The 16,106-nt window shown below is 67.4% G+C and carries 19 protein-coding genes; 13 read left to right on the forward strand and 6 right to left on the reverse strand.

The features are described from left to right. Position 1: 1 nt before the first annotated feature. Positions 2 to 361, forward strand: coding sequence for a hypothetical protein (locus tag IWC96_RS09815; RefSeq protein WP_021698564.1), 360 nt, complete (start codon positions 2 to 4; stop codon positions 359 to 361). Positions 362 to 365: 4 nt separating this feature from the next. Here IWC96_RS09815 and IWC96_RS09820 read toward each other — a convergent pair whose 3' ends face one another. From IWC96_RS09820 to IWC96_RS09840, 5 genes are read right to left on the reverse strand one after another with little or no spacing between them, the layout of a single operon-like run. Further along, positions 366 to 866, reverse strand: a complete 501-nt coding sequence (locus IWC96_RS09820; RefSeq protein ID WP_021698565.1) for a GNAT family N-acetyltransferase — start codon at positions 864 to 866, stop codon at positions 366 to 368. Then, positions 866 to 1,300, reverse strand: a complete 435-nt coding sequence (locus tag IWC96_RS09825) for a DUF1178 family protein (protein WP_021698566.1) — start codon at positions 1,298 to 1,300, stop codon at positions 866 to 868. Before IWC96_RS09825 ends, IWC96_RS09820 begins: the two co-directional genes overlap by 1 nt. After that, on the reverse strand, positions 1,297 to 2,139 hold the full coding sequence (locus tag IWC96_RS09830; RefSeq protein WP_021698567.1) for a carbon-nitrogen hydrolase family protein: 843 nt from the start codon (positions 2,137 to 2,139) through the stop codon (positions 1,297 to 1,299). The genes IWC96_RS09825 and IWC96_RS09830 overlap by 4 nt, the downstream gene beginning before the upstream one ends. Then, positions 2,139 to 2,396: a glutaredoxin 3 gene (grxC, locus tag IWC96_RS09835; RefSeq protein WP_021698568.1), complete on the reverse strand. Its 258-nt coding sequence runs from the start codon at positions 2,394 to 2,396 to the stop codon at positions 2,139 to 2,141. Before grxC ends, IWC96_RS09830 begins: the two co-directional genes overlap by 1 nt. Before the next feature lie 60 nt (positions 2,397 to 2,456). After that, the gene (locus tag IWC96_RS09840) at positions 2,457 to 3,197 is read right to left on the reverse strand and encodes a ComF family protein (RefSeq protein ID WP_370541128.1); all 741 of its coding nucleotides are present in this window, start codon (positions 3,195 to 3,197) and stop codon (positions 2,457 to 2,459) included. A gap of 76 nt (positions 3,198 to 3,273) precedes the next feature. Here IWC96_RS09840 and IWC96_RS09845 point away from each other — a divergent pair, with 76 nt between their 5' ends. From IWC96_RS09845 to copD, 3 genes are all read left to right on the forward strand, one after another. After that, positions 3,274 to 4,170 carry a methyltransferase domain-containing protein gene (locus IWC96_RS09845; RefSeq protein WP_021698570.1) on the forward strand — a complete coding sequence of 299 codons (897 nt, stop codon included), beginning with the start codon at positions 3,274 to 3,276 and terminating at the stop codon, positions 4,168 to 4,170. 166 nt (positions 4,171 to 4,336) lie between these two features. Continuing rightward, positions 4,337 to 4,693: a copper homeostasis periplasmic binding protein CopC gene (copC, locus tag IWC96_RS09850; protein ID WP_021698571.1), complete on the forward strand. Its 357-nt coding sequence runs from the start codon at positions 4,337 to 4,339 to the stop codon at positions 4,691 to 4,693. Between the two features lie 4 nt (positions 4,694 to 4,697). Next, positions 4,698 to 5,609: a copper homeostasis membrane protein CopD gene (gene copD, locus IWC96_RS09855; RefSeq protein WP_196838816.1), complete on the forward strand. Its 912-nt coding sequence runs from the start codon at positions 4,698 to 4,700 to the stop codon at positions 5,607 to 5,609. A gap of 2 nt (positions 5,610 to 5,611) precedes the next feature. Here the strand turns inward: copD and IWC96_RS09860 are convergent, their stop codons facing one another. Continuing rightward, a complete protein-coding gene (locus IWC96_RS09860; RefSeq protein ID WP_021698730.1) occupies positions 5,612 to 6,094 on the reverse strand; it encodes a nuclear transport factor 2 family protein in 483 nt (160 codons plus the stop codon). A 121-nt stretch (positions 6,095 to 6,215) separates the two neighbouring features. On the opposite strand from IWC96_RS09860, the gene IWC96_RS09865 reads away from it, so the two are divergent. From IWC96_RS09865 to IWC96_RS09905, 9 genes are all read left to right on the forward strand, one after another. Then, the gene (locus IWC96_RS09865) at positions 6,216 to 6,482 is read left to right on the forward strand and encodes a hypothetical protein (RefSeq protein WP_021698729.1); all 267 of its coding nucleotides are present in this window, start codon (positions 6,216 to 6,218) and stop codon (positions 6,480 to 6,482) included. Continuing rightward, on the forward strand, positions 6,479 to 6,916 hold the full coding sequence (locus IWC96_RS09870; protein ID WP_196838817.1) for a Spy/CpxP family protein refolding chaperone: 438 nt from the start codon (positions 6,479 to 6,481) through the stop codon (positions 6,914 to 6,916). Before IWC96_RS09865 ends, IWC96_RS09870 begins: the two co-directional genes overlap by 4 nt. A 3-nt stretch (positions 6,917 to 6,919) precedes the next feature. Beyond that, positions 6,920 to 7,489 carry an RNA polymerase sigma factor gene (locus IWC96_RS09875; protein ID WP_262423544.1) on the forward strand — a complete coding sequence of 190 codons (570 nt, stop codon included), beginning with the start codon at positions 6,920 to 6,922 and terminating at the stop codon, positions 7,487 to 7,489. Between the two features lie 94 nt (positions 7,490 to 7,583). Next, positions 7,584 to 9,353 carry a copper resistance system multicopper oxidase gene (locus IWC96_RS09880; protein WP_370541129.1) on the forward strand — a complete coding sequence of 590 codons (1,770 nt, stop codon included), beginning with the start codon at positions 7,584 to 7,586 and terminating at the stop codon, positions 9,351 to 9,353. Next, positions 9,350 to 10,420, forward strand: coding sequence for a copper resistance protein B (locus tag IWC96_RS09885; protein WP_196838819.1), 1,071 nt, complete (start codon positions 9,350 to 9,352; stop codon positions 10,418 to 10,420). Before IWC96_RS09880 ends, IWC96_RS09885 begins: the two co-directional genes overlap by 4 nt. Positions 10,421 to 11,021: 601 nt before the next feature. After that, on the forward strand, positions 11,022 to 12,023 hold the full coding sequence (locus IWC96_RS09890) for a hypothetical protein (RefSeq protein WP_045319354.1): 1,002 nt from the start codon (positions 11,022 to 11,024) through the stop codon (positions 12,021 to 12,023). Positions 12,024 to 12,109: 86 nt separating this feature from the next. Beyond that, on the forward strand, positions 12,110 to 13,687 hold the full coding sequence (locus IWC96_RS09895; RefSeq protein WP_021698410.1) for a class I SAM-dependent DNA methyltransferase: 1,578 nt from the start codon (positions 12,110 to 12,112) through the stop codon (positions 13,685 to 13,687). Continuing rightward, the gene (locus tag IWC96_RS09900) at positions 13,680 to 14,903 is read left to right on the forward strand and encodes a restriction endonuclease subunit S (protein ID WP_081703534.1); all 1,224 of its coding nucleotides are present in this window, start codon (positions 13,680 to 13,682) and stop codon (positions 14,901 to 14,903) included. The genes IWC96_RS09895 and IWC96_RS09900 overlap by 8 nt, the downstream gene beginning before the upstream one ends. Then, on the forward strand, positions 14,903 to 16,027 hold the full coding sequence (locus IWC96_RS09905) for a Fic family protein (RefSeq protein WP_021698408.1): 1,125 nt from the start codon (positions 14,903 to 14,905) through the stop codon (positions 16,025 to 16,027). Before IWC96_RS09900 ends, IWC96_RS09905 begins: the two co-directional genes overlap by 1 nt. The last annotated feature ends 79 nt before the right edge of the window (positions 16,028 to 16,106 follow it).

Genomic DNA, 16,106 nt, shown 5'->3' on the forward strand with positions numbered 1-16,106 from the left:
GGTGCTTGTTTCAGTCTTCGCCGCCGTATCCTTGAACGCCGCCCAGCCCGCCGAGCGCATCACCGACTGGCGCGAGGCGGTGCGGTGTCTGGCCGCCTTCGAAACCGCCGCCTCGAAAAGCTTCGCCGCTCACGTTCAGGACACGGCCGCCGGCCATGACGACCGGGCGGTCGAGTACGACGACCTGGCCATGTCCCTGATCGGCAGCATGGGCGAGCGTTTCGACTTCGCCCGCCTGGAGCAGGCCGAAACCATCCGGGCGCGCGAGGCCCAGACGCTGGAGCCCTTGTCGCTGGAGCAGGTCCAGGCCCGCGCCGACGACTGCCGCGCCCGCCTGCCCGATCCGCCGGCGATCCCCTGATCGGTCAGACGGTCCGGATCATGTAGACCGCGTCCGCGCCATAGCCGGCCAGTTTCGCCGCCATGGCCGGGCTGTGACGGGGCGCGAAGCCCTGTCGCACCCAGAACGGCGCCGCGCCGTTCACGGCGGTCAGGGTGACCGTGGACAGGCCCGCGTCCCGGGCCGCCTGCACCGCCAGATCCACGCCCGCCGCCGCGTGTCCGCCGCCCCGCGCGGTCGGGGTCAGGGCCAGATCATGCAGATAATAGGCCTCGGGCGCCTCGGGCAGGCCGGGCAAAAGCGTGTTCAGCGCCGGCGCATCGTCCGCCCGCCAGGGATAGGCCACCAGATAGCCGGCCACGCCGCCCCTCGCGTCGGCCAGCACCTTGCACCCGGCCGGATGCAGCGCCAGCCGGTTGGCGAAACAGGCCCGGTCCTCCGGATGATCGGGAAAGGCCCCGGCCGCCACCGCGACCACCCCGTCCAGATCGGCCTCTGTCATGGGCCGCCAGGTCAGGCCGCCCATCAGTTGGCCTTTTTCGGATCGATCGGCGCGGGCGGCAGGGGCGCACACGGCACCCCGTCCTCTTTCAGCGCCCGGACCTCGGCGGGGGTGGCGTGGCCGTAGATGCCACGCTCCTCGGATTTCCCCTCGTGAATGGCGCGCGCCTCTCTGGCGAAGGCGTCGCCCACATTGTCGAAATTGGCCTCCACATGGGCGCGCACCTGACCGGCGGCCTCCATCATCATGGCCTGCACCTTTTTCGCCGTTTCAGGATCGGGCGCCGATCGCTTCGTTCCCGCCACCGCCGGGGCCATGATCTGCTTGGCCACCTGGCGCGAGGCGCAGAACGGGCACTCCACCAGCCCGCGCGCCGCCTGATCGTCATAGTCGGCAGACGAGCCGAACCAGGCCTCGAAGCCGTGGTCATTCTCGCAGGAAAGCGCGTAGCGGATCATGGGCGTGATGCGGGCGGATCGAAGTCGCGGTCGTGGGTCAGCTGCGGCACCGCGCGCCGGGCGCGGTCCACCGCTTCCATGTCCAGATCGGCCGTCAGCACGCAAGGCGCGTCGCCCTCCGCGCGAGCCAGCACCTCGCCCCAGGGCCCCACGATCATGGACCGGCCCCAGGTCTTTCTGCCGTCCTCGTGCTCGCCGCCCTGCGCCGGGGCCAGGATGAAGCATCCGGTCTCGATGGCCCGGGCCCGCAGCAGGGTCTCCCAGTGCGCCTCGCCGGTGGGCCGGGTGAAGGCGGCCGGAATCGCGATCATCACCGCCCCCGCCTTCGCAAGTTGCCGATACAGGTGCGGGAACCGCACGTCGTAGCAGACCGTCATCCCCAGCCCTCCCCACGGCGTAGCGGCGACCACCGCCCCGTCGCCGGGCCGGATGACCGAGGATTCCTTCCAGCTCTCGCCGTCCGGCAGGGTCACGTCGAACACGTGCAGCTTGTCATAGGCCGCGACCGTCTCGCCGCCGTCGTCGATCAGCAGCGACCGGTTCGCCGCCCGCCCGTCGCCCTCGCGGCCGGACCTGACGATGGCCGAGCCGATCAGCAGCCAGACGCCCAGCTCGCGGGCCAGAGCGCGCAGACCCGTCACCGCCGCGTCCGCGTCCTGATCCGTCACCGCCTGTTCGCGGCGCTCGCGCCGCTGCTCCAGCAGATTCACGCCCTCGGGCGTCAGGATCAGCCTGGCCCCGTCCTTCGCCGCCTGACGGATCAGCGGCGCCACATGCGCCAGCGCCGCCTCTTGCGTCGCGGGCGTACGGGTCTGGATCAGGGCGACGCGCAGGGTCATCAGGCGGCCAGAAGCGCGTCCAGCCCGCCGCGGGCGTCCAGCGCATGCAATTCGTCGCTGCCGCCCACATGGGTGTCGCCGATGAAGACCTGCGGGAAGGTCCGGGCGCCGTTCGCGCGCTGGATCATCTCCGCCTTCTTCTCGGGATCAAAGGCGGCCTCGACCTCCTCGAAGTCCGCGCCCTTGCGCTCGAGCAGCGCCAGGGCGCGCACGCAATAGGGGCAATAGGGTTTGGTGTAGATGACGACCTTGGCCAATTCGCAACTCCTTCTGGCGCCATATCTAGGGTGTCGGCGCGTCGGAGTTAAGCGCCTCAATCACGACAGGGTTCGCGCCGTGCGCACACGGGCCACCACCGCCAGGTCCACCGCCCGCGCCCCGGCCGCCATCAGGGCCTTCGTGCAGGCCTCCGCCGTGGCCCCGGTGGTCAGCACATCGTCGATCAGCAGGATGCGGCGGCCCTTCACGTCTTTTCGCCCCGCCTCCGTCACCGAAAAGGCCGCGCGCACGTTCAGCCGCCGCCCCCTCGCGCTCTTGCCGCCCTGGCTGTCGGTGCGCCTCGCCCGCACCAGGGCGTCGGGCAGATAGGCCAGCCCGCTCATGCGGGCCAGCGGCCGGGCGATCTCGGCGGCCTGATTGAACCGGCGCGAGATCAGGCGAAAGGGGTGCAGCGGCACCGGCGCCACCGCATCGGCCTCTGCGATCAGGTCCGCCGCCGCCCGGCTGATCCAGCGGGCGAACAGGGGCGCGTGCTCGTGGCGGTCGCCGTGCTTGAACTTCAGGATCAGGTCCCGCGAGGCGTCGTCATACACACAGGCCGCCCGCGCCCGCTGGAACGCATAGGGCTTGGCCAGACACGCCGCGCAGCGGTCCGCGGCAAACGCCCCGCCGTCGAACTCGAACCCCGCCCCGCAGCCGTCGCACACCGGCGCCTCCAGAAAGGTCGCCCGGCTGAACCCGTCCGCCGTCAGACCCGAACTGCCGGCGGGCTCTGCGGCGTCCCAGGCCACCGGCGGAAACAGGGCGTCCGCCGCCGTCCGACCCATTGTCACGGCCATGCGCCGGGCTGCGCCGCCCAGTTCGGGCAAACGGGTCTCTTCCCATCGCCGCCGCCAGCCGCCATCTAGGAGGTTCATGTCCGCCCCCGCTTCCCCTTCGGCGCCCCCGCGCCTGTTCGACCCCCGCCGCCGCGCCGCCCGTCTGGCCCGCGCCGCGCGCCGGTTTTCCGACGCCGACTTCCTCCACCGCCGGGCCGCCGGGCACATGGCCCAGGATCTGGAATTCATCCTGCGCGACTTTGCCGCCGCCGTCGACGTCTCGGCCCACCCCGGCCTGTTCGAGGCCGTGGCGCGGGAGGAAGGCGTCGCGCGCCTCGGCGCCGTGGCGGTGATCGAGGACGCAGCGGTCCGCGCCCAACCCGCCTCCATGCCCCTGCCGGTTGCGGACAGCACGGCGGACCTGATCGTTTCGGTCCTGTCGCTGCACTGGGCCGACGACCTGCCCGGCGCCCTGGCCCAGATCCGCCGCGCCCTGAAGCCCGACGGCCTCTTCCTGGGCGCCCTTTTCGGCGGGACGACCCTGAACGAGCTGCGCGGGGTGCTGACCGAGGCCGAACTGGAGCTCACCGGCGGCGCCCAGGCCCGCGTCTCGCCGTTTGCAGACGGATTCGACGGCGCGGCCCTGCTCCAGCGGGCCGGCTTCGCCCTGCCCGCCGTGGATGTGGACCGCATCACCGTGCGCTATTCGGGCCTGCCCGCCCTGATCCACGACCTGCGCGCCATGGGCGAGACCAGCGCCCTGGCCGGGCCCGCGCGCCCCATCCGTCGTGACGTTCTGGCCCGCGCCGCCGCGCTCTACGCCGAACGCCACGCCGACCCGGACGGCCGCATCCGCGCCACCTTCGAGATCATCCATCTGACCGGCTGGGCGCCCCACGCCAGCCAGCCCAAACCCGCCCGCCGGGGCTCCGCCACCGTCCGCCTCGCCGACGCCCTCAACACCCGCGAGATCACGGGCGAGGAAGACGGCTAGATTTCAGGAAAGAGGGTGCGGTCGGTCGAGGCGGCGCCAGCTGGCGCGAGTTCTGACCCTGCCGTCGCATCCGCGCCCGGCGAAGTACGCCTCACGGCGAGGGATCAGGGCGCCTCATGCGTAAGGCGAGGGTGCGCACCACGCTTCTCCACAGGGTCTGTCCATCATGTTTCGCGTTCCCCTCGCCCTCGCCGTCGCCGCTGCCGTTGTTGTTTCGGCTCAACCAGCCTGGGCCCACGCCCGGCTCGTCAGCGCGACGCCGGGAGACGGGCAAACCGCGTCCGCCGTCCGGTCGGTCAGCCTGACCTTCAGCGAGCGGTTCGCGGCGCCGTTCTCCAGCATCGAACTCGAAGACGCCCAGGGGCGCGCCGTGCCGCTTCGCAGCAGCGTTTCGTCCGACGGCAAGACCCTGTCCGGCCGACTCGAGACGCCGCTGTCGGCCGGCGTGTACCGCGTGACCTGGGCGATCGCGGCCTCCGACGGCCATCGCATGACCGGCTCCTACACCTTCACGGCCCGCTGACCCGATGATCGAGGCCGGCGTCGTCGTCCTGCGCTGGGTTCAGTTCCTGTCGGCGACGGCGGCGCTGGGCCTGCCGCTGTTCATCCTGTACGCCCCGCCCACCCTGCCGCACGCAGCCGGCTCCATAGGGCGGGTCGTGCTGGTCTCGATCCTGGTCCTGGCGCTGTCCGCGGGGGCGGGGCTCCTGCTGCAGACGGCCATGATGGCGGGCGTCGCCACAGCGGCGCTCGACCCGACCGCGGTCGCCTATGTGGCGCAGTCCACGGAGCTTGGCCGGGCTCACATCGCGAGGGCCGGTCTGGCGTTTGCGGCGGCGCTTGTGCTCATCGCCGGTCGGGGCGGCGGGGTTGCCCGGTGGATCGCCGTGGCCCTGTTGTTGGGCGCCGTCGCCAGTTTCGCCTGGAGCGGGCACGGCGCTTCAACCGAAGGCGGATCGGGCCTTCTCCATCTGGCGGCGGACATCGTTCATGCGTGGGCTGCGGCCCTTTGGCTCGGCGCGCTGATCGCCTTCGGCCTGCTGTTGAGGCGTTCCAGCGGCGCCGACCCGCGAGCCCTCGCGAGGGCTCTGGGCGGGTTCGCGGCTACAGGCGCCGGCGCGGTCGTGATCCTCACGGTGACGGGGATCATCAACGCCGTCTTTCTCATCGGACCGTCCAATCTGGCCGCCTTGGGGACGAACGCCTATGGCCTCCTTCTCTCAGCCAAGGTGGCGGTCTTTCTCGCCATGCTGGCCATGGCCGCCCGGAACCGGTTCGTGCTCACGCCCGCCCTGAACCGGGCCGTCTCCGCCGGGCATGACGCCGGGGCGGCGTTGAGCCGGCTCCGGTCCAGCGTCCTTTTGGAGCTGGGGGCAGGCGTCGCTCTGCTCGGCCTGGTGGCGGCCCTGGGCGTCCAGATGCCGCCCGTCGCCATGTGAGGTCAGTTCGGGGCCCGGGACGACCAGTGGATATGGCGGATGCGCCACCCGTCGGCGCCCCGCGTCAGCACCATGGTCTCGGCGGTCAGGCGATCAACCGCGCGGTCGTTGAACCGTCCGGTGGTGCGCCCTTCCGTCATCACCCAGGCCACGTCGCCTTCGACCACAGCGGCCCGACGCGCCACCTCGCTCCGCGTCGCCCCCGCAAAGGCCATGTCCGCCGGCAGATGATGCCCGGCGTATTGCTCCCGTGAGCGTTCCGCGCCGCCCTCTTCCAGAACGATCACGTCAGGGGTCAACAGCGCCAGGGCGGCGTCCCTGTCGCCGGCGTCAAGCGCGGCGTGAAACGCATCCACCGCCAGCACCGCCGGCTGGGCGGCTTCCGGCACGGACACGGCGTGCGCCGACGCAGGGGACGCCGGATCGTGCGCCAGAGCGGGCGAGACAGCGAGAGCCAGGATGGCGGCCAGGGTGAAGCGGAGCATGTGGGTCCCCTCTGTGGACTGATGACGGCTATCATGGCCTACGCTGTGGAGTGGCCTTTCCCTCGCGAGGGGCCGACGGTCATCCTGCGTATGATGTCTGGGAGCATGGACGGATACAATCATGATGGATCTCGACAGTCTGATTTCCCGGACCCCCGCTGCGGCGAGGCCGGCATTCGATACGCTGGAGCAGCGGGTATGGCGCGAGGTGGAGGCGATCGGCGCCCGGTCCCGCTCGGCTCGCGTCAGGATGGCGGCGCTGACGGTCGCGGCGATGGTGGGCGGGCTGAGCGGCCTGGCCGCCCCGGAGCGCGCCTCGACCCGGTCGGAGCTGGCCGTCTTCAGCCCTTCGGCCTCCGCCCTGTTCGTCGGAGCGACCCTGGGATGAGCGACTGGCGTTCAACGCTGGTCACGGCGATCCTGGCCGCCGTCGTCGGCGCCGCCTGCGCCTGGGGCGTGCTGACCTGGACCGGGCGGGAGACGAGCGCGCCGAGCCTTCATCAGGTGGTTCACGATCAGATGGACCTGACGGCGGCCCAGGCGCGGCGGCTGGATGAGATCGAGGCCCGTTTCGCGGTCGAACGGACAAGACTCGAGGCCGAGGTCCGCACGGCAAACCGGGAGCTTTCGGACGCCATCGCCCAAAGCCGGGGCGACACGCCGCAGGTTCAGGCGGCCGTGGACCATTTCCACAGCGCCATGGGCGAGCTTCAGAAAGCGACCATCGCCCATGTGTTCGAGATGCGGGCGGTGCTGACGCCGGAGCAGGCCGAGGTCTTTGACCGCGCCGTGGTCGATACGCTTCAGTCCGACGCCGGCTGACCGGTGTCGCCGGTCACGCCGTCGGATCAGACGCTGGCGGCGCGCCGGGACCGCAGGGCCTTCTCGCGTCTCATGGCGGCGACCCGGGATGACCTGCACCGGTTTGTCGCTCGCTATGTGGGCGATGCCGAGGAGGCGATGGATCTGGTTCAGGAGACCTATGTGGCGGCCTGGCTGGCGATCGGCCGCTATGATCCGGACCGGCCGTTCGGGGCATGGGTGCGGGTCATCGCCCTGAACAAGTGTCGGGACTGGAGCCGGCGGCGTCGGGTGCGGCGCATGGTGCGCGGCGTCATGGGCCTGGACGAGCCCGCCGCCATGGCCGTCGGCGATCCGGCCGCCGGCCCCGACGACCAGACCCACGACCGCATCCTGCTGCGTCGTGTCCAGATCGCGCTCGACCGCCTTCCTGACGCCCAGAAGGCGCCCCTGCTGCTCGCTGTGCTCGAACACCGGTCCCACGACGACATCGCCGGCATCCTCCGCCTGACGCCCAAGGCGGTCGAGCTTCGGATCGCCCGGGCGCGCAGAACCCTGGCGCGCATGCTGGAAGCCAGTCCCGGCGCCGACTGACCCTGCGGCGGTCTGTCGCGAGGGACGCCGCCGTCGCCCGCGTAAGGCCCGGTATCACCCGGGCACGATCAAGGACGCAAACGACATGACGCTGATGGCGGTGGATCGACGACGGCTGCTGGGCGGCGCCCTGGGCGGCGCCGGCCTGTTCGCGGCGCAGGGACTGCTGCCCGCCTGGGCGCAGAGCGGATCGCCGGGCCTGCGGGCCGACCTGCCGACCCTGAACGGCCCGGATGTGGCGCTGAGCGTCGGTCATTCGCCCTTCACCGTCGGCGGACGGACCGGTCACGCCATCACCGTCAACGGCGCCCTGCCGGCCCCGCTCGTCAGGCTGCGCGAGGGTCAGAACGTGCGGCTGTCGGTGACCAACACCCTGGACGAGGACACCTCGATCCACTGGCATGGCCTGCTGTTGCCGTTTCACATGGACGGGGTGCCGGGGATCAGCTTTCCGGGCATCCGGCCGCAGGAGACCTTCGTCTACGAGTTCCCGGTCATCCAGTCGGGCACCTTCTGGTACCACTCGCACTCCAACCTTCAGGAGGCCATGGGCCACTACGGTCCCCTGATCATCGACCCGGCCGGCGCCGATCCGGTGGCTTATGACCGCGAACATGTGCTGGTGCTGTCGGACTGGAGCTTCCTGCATCCGCACACCATCCTCGACAAGCTGAAGAAGAGCCCCGGCTACTTCAACCAGTCGCGCACCACCCTGTCGGGCCTGATCTCCGGCGAAGACGGCATGGACCTGGAGGAACGGCGCATGTGGGGGTCCATGCGCATGGACCCGCGCGACATCGCCGACGTCAACGGCACGACCTACACCTATCTGATCAACGGCCATGGGCCCGAGGAGAACTGGACGGGCCTGTTCCGTCCCGGCGAGCGGGTGAGGCTCAGGATCATCAACGCCTCGGCCATGTCGATCTTCAATGTGCGCATACCGGGTCTGGCCATGACGGTGGTCAACGCCGACGGCGAGAACGTCCGGCCCGTCGAGATTGACGAGTTCCAGATCTCGGTGGCCGAGACCTATGACGTGATCGTCCGCCCGACCGACGATCGGGCCTACACGGTCGTGGCCGAGTCGGTGGATCGATCGGGCATGGGCCGCGCGACCCTGGCCCCGCGGCCGGGCATGGCGGCCGAGGTTCCGCCGCTGCGCGAGGTGCCCACCCTGACCATGCGCGACATGGGGATGGGCGGCATGGACCACGGGGCCATGGGCCACGAGGGGATGGATCACGCCGCCATGGGCCATGGCGCCGCGGCCGCGCCGGTGGATCACGGCGGCATGGACCATGACATGCGAAATCCCGAAAACGCCCCGCCCGACATGGCGGTCGGAGTGGGGGTCGACATGATTTCGCCCGCGCCCGCCAATCGCCTGGGCGAGCGTCCCATGGGGCTGGAGGACGTCCCGCACCGGGTTCTCGTCTACACAGACCTCGCCTCACTGGCGCCCAACAAGGATCAACGGCCGCCCTCGCGGACCATGGAGATTCACCTGACCGGCAACATGGAGCGGTTCATGTGGGGCTTCGATGGGCGGAAATTCTCGGAGATCGTCGAGCCGATCCGCTTCGAGCGTGACGAGCGGGTCCGGGTCACCCTGGTCAATGACACCATGATGGCCCATCCAATCCATCTGCACGGCCACTTTTTCGAGTTGGTGACGGGTGGTCCCTCAGGCCATCAGCCGCTGAAGCACACGGTCAATGTGGCGCCGGGCTCCACGGTCACCTTCGATCTGACGGCGGACGCGCCGGGCGACTGGGCGTTCCACTGTCACATGCTGATGCACATGCACGCCGGCATGTTCAATGTGGTGACCGTGCGCCCCCTCGATGGAGACGCCGCATGAGCCGTCTGCTGATCTGCCTTGCACCGCTTGTGGCCGTCGCGGGCATGGCCGCCGCCCAGGATCATGATCACCATCACGCACCGCCGCCGCCGCCGGCGGAGGATCCCCATACGGGTCACGACATGAGCGCCGAGCCGCAGCCGGACCCCCACGCCGGGCACGATATGGGGCCGCCTGCCGACCCGCACGCCGGGCACGACATGGGACCGCCTGCTGATCCTCACGCCGGGCACGACATGGGCCAGCCGGCCGATCCTCACGCCGGCCATGACATGGGACCGCCCGATGTGATGACGAGCGCTGACAGTCCCGGCAGGCCGCCGGAGGCGCCGCCCCCTCCCGCCGCACTGTCCGGCCCCGCTCACGCGGCCGACGCCGTCTGGGGCGAGGCGGCGATGCGGCAGGCGCGGGGAATCCTGCTGCGCGAGAACGGCGACATACGCACGACCGCCGTTGTGATCGATCGGCTTGAGGCCGGATTTGGTGATGGGGAGGAAAGCTGGCTCTGGGACGCGGGCGGCTGGTCCGGCGGCGACATCAACCGCTTCTGGTGGAAGTCCGAGGGCGAAGGTGATTTCGACGGGGAGATCGAGGGCGAGGTGCAGGCGCTGTACAGTCGCGCCGTCGCCCCCTTCTGGGACGTCCAGGCCGGGGTGCGCCAGGATTTCCGCGAGGGCGGTGAAAACCCCACCCATCTGGTGCTCGGCGTTCAGGGCCTGGCCCCCTACTGGTGGGAGGTCGACGCCGCCGCCTTCCTGTCGACCGAGGGCGATCTGACCGCGCGCGTCGAGGCTGAATACGACCAGCGCATCACCCAGCGCCTGATCCTGCAGCCCCGGTTCGAGCTCGAGGCCTCGGCCTCCGACATTCCCGAGCTGGGCCTGGGGTCGGGCCTGACCCACGTGGAGGCGGGGGTGCGGCTGCGCTACGAGATCGCCAGGGAGTTCGCGCCCTATGTCGGGGTGGAGTGGAGCCGCGACCTGGGCGACACCGCTGACCTGACCCGCGCCCTCGGCGGCGATCCCGAACACACGCGGGTGGTGGTCGGGATCAAGGCCTGGTTCTGAAGAGGACGATCATCACCGCCCGGCAAAACCCATAAGCCCGTTTCGGAAGTCACGGGCGCGGCGATGCCGCCGAAGCCGGGATGGGTGATCGATAACAAGTGGTGCGGGCGGTCGGGGTCGAACCGACACTCCTTTCGGAACCGGATTTTGAGTGCCGTGGAGCGGGGTTACCGGATGATCACCGGCATTCCCGCCAACCCCATCCAACCCCTGTGGCGCAAGGGTCCTGCTCCGGCGTGATGTCACTGAGCGACCCGGTCGGAACTTCGTCGTCACGTGAAATCACGGACGCGGTTCCACAGGATTTACACAGAGAGCCCTGCCCGAGGCCCGGCACTAAGTCTTTGCACCCGGTTGCAGCCACGTGTTCGCTTCACAACCCCCGGCGCGAGAGACATCCGACGCCGCAGCGCGCTGAGGCCAAGCACAGCCCCGCCGGGTAGTGCTGGCCTGGTACCAACTTTCGGTTTGCGCTCGATAGTTGATGTGTTTGTCTAGCGCCGCTTATTTTGCTTCTGGGGGGAAGTCGATGTCACACGCAGCACCTGAGAAAGTCGGGCCAGGTCGTAAGGCCGCGCGCGTCTTGTCATGGATCATCGGGGTGTTGCTGATCCTGATTGGCTTGGTCGGGGCTGTCTCTGACCCGTCGGGCGGCTCTCCCATCTTGGGGATCGGTCTCGCGATTGCGGGGTTGGCCGTGCTGCCTCCTGTCGTCAGCCTGATCCGGCGTAGGGCCACTTTCTACATGCCAATGTGGGTTCCGCCCGTGACCTCGTTCGTGGTTGCATTCGTGTTCGCGGTAATAGGCACCTCCGTCGGATTACCTGCTGAGACAGGATCAGGTGCCGGGACAGAGACCGAATCTCGTGGTGCTGATAGTGCCGAGGACCGCGCCGAACAGGTCGCTGAGATCGAAGGACTGATCAGTGAAGGAACGGTCGAAAGCACTCGTTCCGCGCTGCGCAAACTCGACGACAGACGCTTACGCGAAGACGTTGCGGAGGGAGGTTCTCTCCGTCCCCTGTTTGACCGCGCGACCGCCGCCGCCGAGGACGCGAGGGTAAGGGGCGAGATCAACGGCTACATCGCGCGGCTGAACGAGACCCTTCCGATGGTCGAGGCGGTGTTCACAGGCAGGCCCGAGACCGAACTGGTCATCAACCTGAATTTGGAGACGCTGAACACTGCCGCGCGCCTGCTGCGCGATGGCGAGGCGTTCGCCTCTGACCCGCAGGTTCGTGAGGCCATGGCGGAGTTGCGGCGGACAATGGTTCAGAAGCAGACCGCAGCCTTCCCGGCGATGCGCGCGGGCTATGGAGCGATCAAGGATCAAGCGGTCTGGGAGAACGACATGGACATCATCGTCCAAGGCGGTGGCAATCGCACGATCCGCTTCATCGCGGGGATATTCGCCGCGAACCGAAACATCGCTCGGTTCGAGGAGAGCGTCCGCCCTGTGCTCTCCCCGATGCGTTTTCGGCGCTCTCAATATGAGTGGTATCGGGGCAGCGAATACACCTACTACACGCTGGAGACGCCCGATGACGCCGAAATCGGCTACTGGGTCGGCTCGACCTTCACGCCGGTGCCTGCACCCGAATGAGCCAAGGCACGGTCTGTCCTTGACCACCGGGGTCGGCCGCCTGCAAACCACCGGCCAGTGCATTTCGCGTGACGGGGGATAAGACGATGGCTCGGGGCAGGCCGCGCAAGGACGGGGGCGAGAAGTCCAACAAGACCAAACTGGGGTTCGAGGCCACGCTGTTCGCGGCGGCGGACAAACTGCGCTCGAACATGGACGCGGCGGAATACAAGCACGTTGTCCTCGGCCTGATCTTCCTGAAGTTCATCTCCGACCGCTTCGAGCGTCAGCGGGCCAAGGTTCTGGAGACGCCTCACGCCGATCCGGAGGATCGCGACGAGTATCTGGCCGACAACGTCTTCTGGGTGCCCAAGGAGGCGCGCTGGGCGCACGTTCAGGCAAACGCCCCCCAGCCGCAGATCGGCCAGATCGTTGATGACGCCATGTATGCCATAGAGCGGGAAAACGCCTCGCTGAAGGACGTCCTGCCGAAGAACTACGCCCGCGCCGATCTGAACAAGACCAGCCTGGCCGGGGTCATCAACCTGCTGGCCGACATCGACACACTGCCCGAAGCCAACGGCGGTCAGGACGTCCTGGGCCGGGTCTACGAGTATTTCCTCGGTCGCTTCGCGGCGGCGGAGGGTAAGAGCGGAGGACAGTTCTATACCCCCGCCTGCGTGGTCAATGTGCTGGTCGAGATGCTCCAACCTTTTAAGGGCCGGGTCTACGACCCCTGCTGTGGATCAGGCGGCATGTTCGTGCAGTCGGAACGGTTCGTAGAAGCCCACGGCGGGCGTCTGGGCGACATCTCGATCTATGGTCAGGAGAGCAATCCCACGACTTGGCGACTGGCCAAGATGAACCTCGCCATCCGGGGCATCGACGCGAACTTGGGTGCCCGCAACGCCGATAGCTTCCACGACGACCTGTTCCCCGACCTGAAGGCTGACTTCGTCCTGGCCAATCCGCCTTTCAACGATAGCGACTGGGGCGGCGAACGGCGCAGAAACGATTTACGCTGGAAGTATGGTCCACCACCCCCGACCAGCAACGCTAACTACGCCTGGATACAGCACTTCATTCACCATTTGGCCCCTCATGGCCTGGCGGGCTTCGTCATGGCAAACGGCTCGATGAGCGCAAGCCAGTCTGGCGAGGGCGAAATTCGGCGGGCGCTGATCGAGGCCGACCTGATCGACTGTATGGTGGCCCTTCCCAATCAGCTCTTCTACACGACGCAGATACCCGTCTGTCTGTGGTTCTTGGCAAGGGACAAGTCCAACGGCATCCTCAAAGACCTGAAACTGCGAGATCGACGCGGCGAAACTCTCTTCATCGACGCCCGTCAACTTGGCCAGATGGAAGGGCGCGTGCTGCGGGTTTTCAATGAGTCAGACATAGGAAAGGTGGCCGAAACCTATCACGCGTGGCGTGAAGGACGAGACGACTACCGCGATCAGGCGGGTTTCTGTCGTTCAGTGCCTAACCAAGAGATCGCGGATAGCAGCTTTGTGCTTACGCCCAGTCGATATGTCGGAACGGCCCAGAATGAACAGCCATCTGAGCCGTTCGATTTTAGCTTCATGAACCTGAAGGGCGATCTCACGCGGCAGTTCGCTGAGGCGGAACGGCTATCGGGGGACATCTTACGCCAGCTTGAGCGGTTGAACGACAATGCATAGCTGGCCAAGCGTAACAATTGGCGAGGTTGCGAAGGTCTTTGACGGTCCTCACGCAACCCCCGAGACAGTCGATACGGGCCCGATTTTTCTCGGCATTAGCGCCCTTCAGGAGGGTCGCATTGTCCTCTCTGAAACACGGCACGTGACGCCAGAGGTGTTCGAGAAATGGACCCGAAGGGTCAAGCCGGAGCCGGGCGATGTCGTGTTTTCCTATGAGACGCGACTGGGCCAAGCCGCGCTTATACCGGACGGGTTGAATTGTTGCCTGGGACGGCGGATGGGCCTGGTTCGAGCCGACCGCTCACGCCTCGATCCGCGCTTCTTTCTCTATACCTATCTGTCTCCGGCCTTTCAGGAGTTACTGCGGAGTCGAACGATCCCCGGCGCGACGGTGGACCGCCTCGCGTTGAAGGACTTTCCGTCGTTTCCACTCCCTCTTCCCTCGTTGGAGGAGCAAAAGGCGATCTCGGGCCTGCTCGGCGCTATCGACAACAAAATCGAAGCCAACAGCCGCACCAACGGAACCATTAGTCAGTTGGCTCAAAGCCTCTTCGACGAGTGGGCAAAGGCAAATCTGGTGGGTGGCTCTCGGGCCTTGATCGCCGATCTCGAAGGGCGGTCGATGGTCGAAATTGGAGATGGATTTCGTGCGCAATCACGAGACTTCGGTCCCGACGGCCTGCCGTTCCTTAGAGCCGCTCAGTTGAATGGGGGATTTGACGTCGGGTCCGCTGAGATGTTGGGAGCCGAGGCGGTTAGGAAGGCGGGACGAAAGAGGTCTATGGCGGGTGACGTTGCGTTTACTTCCAAAGGAACGGTGGGGCGTTTCGCCAGGGTCGAATCCACAACCCCTTCGTTCATATATTCGCCGCAGGTGTGTTTCTGGCGTTCATTGGATCATGTCGCCGTTCACCCCCTGATCCTGTTTCATTGGATGTGTAGCCGCGACCTGCTGGTGCAGATTGACCTGGTTTCTGGTCAAACGGATATGGCTCCGTATGTGTCGTTGAAAGACCAACGACGAATGTCGATGCCAGTCTTTCCGGCATCCCAGCATGAACTAGCGTCTGTGTTGTCTCCCATGCGGGAACTTCATACCAGCCTCCGAGAACAGTCGCGCACTCTGGCGGCGCTTCGTGACCTTCTACTTCCGAAGCTGATGTCCGGCGCGATCCGGGTGAAGGACGCAGAGGCGATGCTGGAGGAGGTCGCCTGATGCCCGTGCTCTATCACCAGGGAGGCTTTCCCCCACCCGATCTGGACTGGCCCCGGCTGCTGCCCCTGATCGGTCCGGCCAACGCCGCCATCGCTCGTTACGAAGGCGTGTTGCATGGCGTTCCCAATCCCAATGTCCTGCTGTCTCCCCTGACGACGCAGGAAGCCGTTCTGTCCAGCCGGATCGAAGGCACGCAGGCGACGCTCGGCGAGGTGCTGGAGTTCGAGGCCGAAGACGGTGCGGCGGACGAGAGCACGCCGAAGAAGGCCGACATCCGCGAAGTGCTGAACTACCGCGCGGCCTTGGCCGAGGCGACGCGGCTGATGGACGAGTTGCCCCTGTCACAGCGGCTGATCAAGCGCACCCATGAGGTGCTGATGCAGGGCGTGCGGGGACGCAACAAGGACCCCGGCGAGTATCGCCGCATCCCGAATTGGATCGGTCCAGAGGGATGCGCGGTCGAGACCGCGCGGTTCGTTCCGGTGGGGGCCGATCAACTGGCGGAGGCCATGGACGCGTGGGAAGCCTATTTGCACGCTGAGGCCCCGGCCATCCCGGACAAGCTGGTCCAACTGGCCGTGCTCCACGCCGAGTTCGAAGCGATCCACCCCTTCCTTGATGGGAACGGGCGGCTGGGTCGCCTCATCGTGCCGCTGTTCCTGTTCAGCGAGGGGCTGCTGACGCGCCCGAACTTCTATCTCAGCGAATATCTGGAGAGCCATCGGGACGAGTATTACGACCGTCTGCTGGCGATTTCTCGCGACGGCGACTGGACCGGCTGGTGCGAGTTTTTCCTGCGCGGGCTGATCACCCAGGCCGAGACCAACCAGACCAAGGCGACCGCGATCTTGGACCTTTACCGGGTCCGGAAGGACTGGATCGCCGACGTCACCCATTCGCAATATGCGGTTCGCGCGCTGGACTGGATGTTTTCGCGTCCGATCTTCAAGTCCTCTGACTTCGTGGAAAGCGCCGATATTCCCCGCCCCACGGCGACCCGCATCCTGCGTATCGTGCGTGACAACGGGCTATTGCGGGAAGTGCGTCCCGCCGCTGGCCGCCGGGCGGCGGTGTTCGCCTTCTCCGAACTCCTCAATCTCGCCGAGGGGCGTCCGGCGTTTTGAGGATCACCCACGCTATACAACGCGGCTTGTTTCTCACAAAAAGTGAAATGTGATCCACAAGTCGGTTAGGCGTGAATCG

It is taken from the genome of Brevundimonas sp. BAL450 (genome assembly GCF_015767455.1).
Classification (GTDB): Bacteria; Pseudomonadota; Alphaproteobacteria; order Caulobacterales; family Caulobacteraceae; genus Brevundimonas; species Brevundimonas abyssalis.